Origin of the sequence: Catenibacterium sp. AM22-6LB (genome assembly GCF_003435615.1) — a bacterium.
In the GTDB taxonomy this organism is placed as follows: domain Bacteria; phylum Bacillota_I; class Bacilli_A; order Erysipelotrichales; family Coprobacillaceae; genus Catenibacterium; species Catenibacterium mitsuoka_A.
Genome location: NZ_QTUM01000090.1, coordinates 1 through 4,867, shown reverse-complemented (window position 1 = coordinate 4,867; position 4,867 = coordinate 1). Strand labels below are relative to the sequence as shown.

Annotated in this window: 7 protein-coding genes; 4 read left to right on the top strand and 3 right to left on the bottom strand. The window is 34.3% G+C overall.

Annotation, left to right across the window (positions count from 1 at the left end):
* The 3 genes from DW269_RS12100 to DW269_RS12080 form a co-directional block, all read right to left on the bottom strand.
* Positions 1–310: helix-turn-helix domain-containing protein (locus tag DW269_RS12100; protein ID WP_147321712.1), on the bottom strand; the 310-nt coding region annotated here is incomplete at its 3' end.
* A gap of 1,057 nt (positions 311–1,367) precedes the next feature.
* Positions 1,368–2,243 carry a DUF5131 family protein gene (locus tag DW269_RS12085; RefSeq protein ID WP_117460238.1) on the bottom strand — a complete coding sequence of 292 codons (876 nt, stop codon included), beginning with the start codon at positions 2,241–2,243 and terminating at the stop codon, positions 1,368–1,370.
* Positions 2,244–2,245: 2 nt separating this feature from the next.
* A complete protein-coding gene (locus DW269_RS12080) occupies positions 2,246–2,710 on the bottom strand; it encodes a DUF6198 family protein (protein WP_147321711.1) in 465 nt (154 codons plus the stop codon).
* Between the two features lie 174 nt (positions 2,711–2,884).
* On the opposite strand from DW269_RS12080, the gene DW269_RS12075 reads away from it, so the two are divergent.
* The 4 genes from DW269_RS12075 to DW269_RS12055 all read left to right on the top strand — a co-directional run.
* Positions 2,885–3,097, top strand: coding sequence for a hypothetical protein (locus DW269_RS12075; protein WP_117460234.1), 213 nt, complete (start codon positions 2,885–2,887; stop codon positions 3,095–3,097).
* Positions 3,098–3,281: 184 nt separating this feature from the next.
* Positions 3,282–3,659: a hypothetical protein gene (locus DW269_RS12065; protein WP_117460232.1), complete on the top strand. Its 378-nt coding sequence runs from the start codon at positions 3,282–3,284 to the stop codon at positions 3,657–3,659.
* A 139-nt stretch (positions 3,660–3,798) separates the two neighbouring features.
* Positions 3,799–4,404, top strand: a complete 606-nt coding sequence (locus DW269_RS12060; protein ID WP_199410121.1) for a helix-turn-helix domain-containing protein — start codon at positions 3,799–3,801, stop codon at positions 4,402–4,404.
* A 164-nt stretch (positions 4,405–4,568) separates the two neighbouring features.
* The coding region (locus tag DW269_RS12055) for a transposase (RefSeq protein WP_147321710.1) at positions 4,569–4,867 on the top strand (299 nt) is incomplete at its 3' end.

Genomic DNA, 4,867 nt, shown 5'->3' with positions numbered 1-4,867 from the left:
GAAAGGCGCTCTTGTGATTAAAGAATCTCTTAAATGCGGTCTGTCCGTTATTTACTGCCTGTGTTACCGATTTTGAATAAGCTTCCTTGATCCAGGAACATTCTGGATGGCTCGGAAGATACTCGTTGTTAAGCCATACCCTGAATCGGCTGCTGCTCATAAACTTTTTGCCACTTTCATGAAGCTCCTTATTATGAGCAAGATAGAAGTTATAGATAAATCTGCAAGTACCTATTGTTTTACGAATCTTTACTTTCTGCTCCTCTGTCGGATTTATTTCTGTCTTGAAGCTCTTCAGCAATTTCCTCATCCCTTTCTATCTGTCTTTTATACTTATAAAATCCATACAGCCTGCGGGAGTTCTTCATGTTTTACTACCTCTATGGTTGTATTAAACTTCTTACAGAACTTTTCAAACCAATCATACCCAATCTAATAAATCTATCTTTATAGGTTGCTATTACAGTTTTTGAATACACATAATCTACAGGTAACGATTTAAGAAAAATGTGGAGCAGAAATAACCATGATAATATCCCAGTGATATTATCATTTATTCTTTTATCTTCATTAAAGAAAAGGAAAGTACCTAATAGAAGCTTGTAGCTCTGAAAATAGTATCTGAAAGCAGTGAATGACGTTGTAGGATCCGCAACAGTCATATCAAAAGCCACCAGGCAATTTCATAGATTTGAAGAATTCAATACAGTTATCAATATTGTTGGAATAGACAGTTCTGGGTTAACTGATAAAGAGAAGCTTTCTTAGGCCTTAACACTTTGTCTGACATGTGGTTATGGCTCCATCTGATTTCTAATCTAATTATAGAACAAATAGAAAATCCATGTACTAGGTTCGATCTTGAGAACGCCGTTTAATAGGTGTTTATGAAATTTAATTTTCACTAACATATGTTTTGCAGATATTCAAATTGAGGTTTTTATTTTTTTCCATTACTTCATCTAATAAATCGTTACAGCGTTTCCATAACCTTCAATACACTGCTCTACAATAATTCCCTACACATTACAAAATCTTAAAAGTACAACTTGATTTAGCAAATACTGATCATAAGTGCAATAACGCCTATTAGTTGGAGTTCCGTTTGCCTATAAAGTTTCTTCTCTATCCCAACGTTATACAGATACGCCTAAAAGTTCAGAAAAATCCTTTGGTTTATAATTCGTGAAATTTGATGTGTTCATTTTAAAACTCTCCTTTGAGTAGATTTGAACACATTTAATCACAATAGTCGATATATTTAGTTACTTATATTTTCCTCCTTTAAACGTATCAAAAAAAACTATAAGATTACTCTTATAGTCTTCTACTTATTCATACTATTTAAAACTACTTTTTTCTCATTATCAAAGACATTGTTTACATCCAAATCTTCTTGCACATCCATTACATATAGGTTTTGATGCACATTCTATACAATGTTCACTGAATTCTCTTTTATACAATTGATCTTCTCTTAATTCATTATCAAAGAAATCATAAAGATGATATATAGGTTTCTTTCCTTGATAATTCATTCTAGAACGATAGGCTATTCTTGTCTGAGCTACTTTCCCTTTCACTCGATAATGAATACCATCCTTCACAAAATGAGATCCTGTTTCTATAAAAGTGAACGTAGTATTCTTATTCACACATTGATTATGTAAAGATTTAATCCAATCGAAGTCACATGCTCTTGTACCACCATAATTCTCTCCACCGCATGTCACTTCTTCTATGCGTCCATCTAAATACTTTTCTAAATCAATAGGACCAATAAGAGGTGCTAACATCACTCCTTTATGTTTAGCAGGAATATCTAATAGAATAGGTATACGTTCATCAGCACGTTTCTGATTCTCACATGTAACATTAAGTATTACATTCTCGTATCCATCACCCCAGTTATCTGGTAAGCATTCTTTAAGTCTTTCTGCTCTTTTAGTAAGTATAAAAAAGATTACATCCTGTCTTCTTCTGATCATGGACCAGACATCATCTCTCCATATATCTGCTTCTTCTAAACAGAAATCACTTGTCATACAGACTCTTATCTTTTCTCCACTTTGTATCTTATATGTACCATCTCTATTTCTAGAGAGTGGATATGCAAAATCATTGGTCTTATAAATATGTGAACCATCCTGATTTCTCATCTTATCCAAAACATACATATAACAATTCATACACCCTTCAGAATACTTTACACAGCCATGCCAGGGATTCCAAATATCATGCATTACTAACTCCTTATCAAACTTACTTGTTTTATTTCAAACCATTTAATAATACGTCCTACACATATGCCATAGAGTGGTGAACGTGTTACTAAACAGAGAATAATAGTTGCTGCAATCATTGTAATATCAAAACAGTTCTTACACAAGGAATACGCCTTATTGTAGTGGTTAGAAATACTTAAGATCACTCCATCTACTGGTGCTAAGACTAAATGAGACTGCACCATTGTATAGACACCAAAAGCTATACATATATTACCTGCAAGTAAAATCACTATACGTAATCCTAGAGATTCAGGAGATGCAGGAATAATGATTTGATACAGATCTAAGATATATCCCATAATAAATGAGAAAGGGACTTCTAGTAACATATCCATTTTCAACTTTCTTTCTATCAATAGCTGAGCAACAACTAAAACCATATATAACATGATATTCGCTACACCAAATGAAATAGGTGTCATTTCTTTGAATGCATAAGGAAGTGTTGCTTGATGATGAATGGGTTCAGAATGGAAATGAATTCTGCAAGAGAATGGTATCTTGTAGGGACACCGCATGGTGGTGATTTGGAATATATCCGGGCAAGGATACCGGAGTAAAGGTCTCTGTACCCCTGGGGCGCAAGGGTACTTTTGATGGATGGTACATCTGTCGAAAGTGCTTTTGCGTTACTTTTGACAAAAGTAACAAAACCGCCGTATCCGGCGAATATTTCTTTTTATACCATAGCTGGCAAAGATACAAATTTATGTGCCATGTCTGGCACTGGTTTTAGAAAGCGGGGTGAGGAATATAACGATGAAACGAACAATCAGTGGTATGATCGGGACAGGATCTCTGGCTCATAACAGACGAGCTTTTATAGCAGAAAATGTTGATCCAGACAGAGTGCAATTAAATATTTGTTACCGGAATGAGAATCTGAAAGGGCACTCGGAAGGTTGCTCTTTGGCAATCTAAGAATAGAGTTTTGGGATAGAATATGATAAAATGCAAGAGATAAATCGGGGTTTTTCGGAGGGGCGAATGTAGATGAGTTTTATAGATGATGCATTATCAGAAATTAGTAATGGTGAGGACTTTGTTCAGGCAATGGCAGATATTTATGAATATCCAGAAGTAAGAAGTGAGTTATATAAATTACCATCTTGGATTAGAAATATCATAACAGTCATTGATTATGACACGGAATTAGCTATGAATGGTTTAGATTTTAAATCTTATGGGAATATTATTGATGCTTTGACTAATATGGGATTAACGGAAGAAGCAGAAGTACTAATTACTTTTGAAAAGAAACCTTCACAAGAGGAGGCAGATATTTGCTATTCAAAACTTGCTATTAATAATGATTATGACGCATTTTGGAATAAAGTATATTCGTATGCTGACGAAAATATAAAGAGATAACTTCCAGTTTGTATAATTGAAAAAAATAAAAAATGCATAGACAACTGTGTCTATTAGTGAAAATACGACATTTCTCGCTTTGTGTCGTGTTATTTGCAGATAACAGCTTCTATATTTGATGATGAAAGGAGGAGTTGAGGTGGACCAAGTAAAAATCGGGAATTTTTTAAAAAAACTTCGCAAAGAAAAAGGCATTACACAGGAGCAATTGGCAGAAATATTAAATGTCTCTGGAAGAACCGTATCCAGATGGGAAACCGGAAACAATATGCCGGATATCAGTATTCTTGTGGATATTGCAGATTATTATGATATCAGCATTCCTGAGATTATCAGTGGAGAAAGGAAAAGCGAGATGATGAACGAAGAAGAAAGAAAAATTGCTAAAACAATGGCTGATTATGCAACTACAGAGAAAGAGAAGATTTTTAAGGAAATGAAGCTCCAAAGTGTCATGGGAGTTTGTGCATTGGTTCTATACTGGATTCTGCATGAAACAGGTGCATACATGTATAATGATGTGTTAGGAAAGCTTGCCAGCTATTGTGAGACCTTGGTATCTGTGTCAGTCATAATGATGGCTGCATTTACGACAGGATCTTTAAGCAAGGTGCGGAGCAAGAGTAGAAAAGTTTTTGTATTCGAAAATTTCCCAAAAACTATGCAATTTGTTGTAACTGCAGTTGTAGCTTTTGGTGTAGCTGCTGTGATCAAACTGGTACTGGTGTATTTTTTCGGCTTATAAGTATTTTCAAATTCGTATTACATACTATGGAAAAAGAACTTTTTGATATTTTCACAGATGCGTGCTAATATGATTATAGAAAAAGAGTGCTACCGATGATATGATGACCTCCCAGTAGACAGTGTAAATAATTAAAAGCACTGTTTACTGAGGAGGTTTTTCTTATGGGAAGAAAAAGCAAGTTTTCTAAGGAACAAAAAATAGAAATATGTAAAAGATACTTAGATGGTAGTGAATCGATTTCTATACTAGCAGAAGAAATAAATGCAGGTAAAACCACAATTGAAAGGTGGATTAAAATCTTTAAAGCATATGGTGAATCCGCATTTGGTGAGAAGCCTGCAAATGAATCTTACACCAAAGAGTTTAAATGCAAGGTTGTAGAAGAATATCTTGCTGGTGGTAGTTCACTAATAGATATTGCGCTAAAATATAATATTCCTTCAGATAGTACAGTACTTGC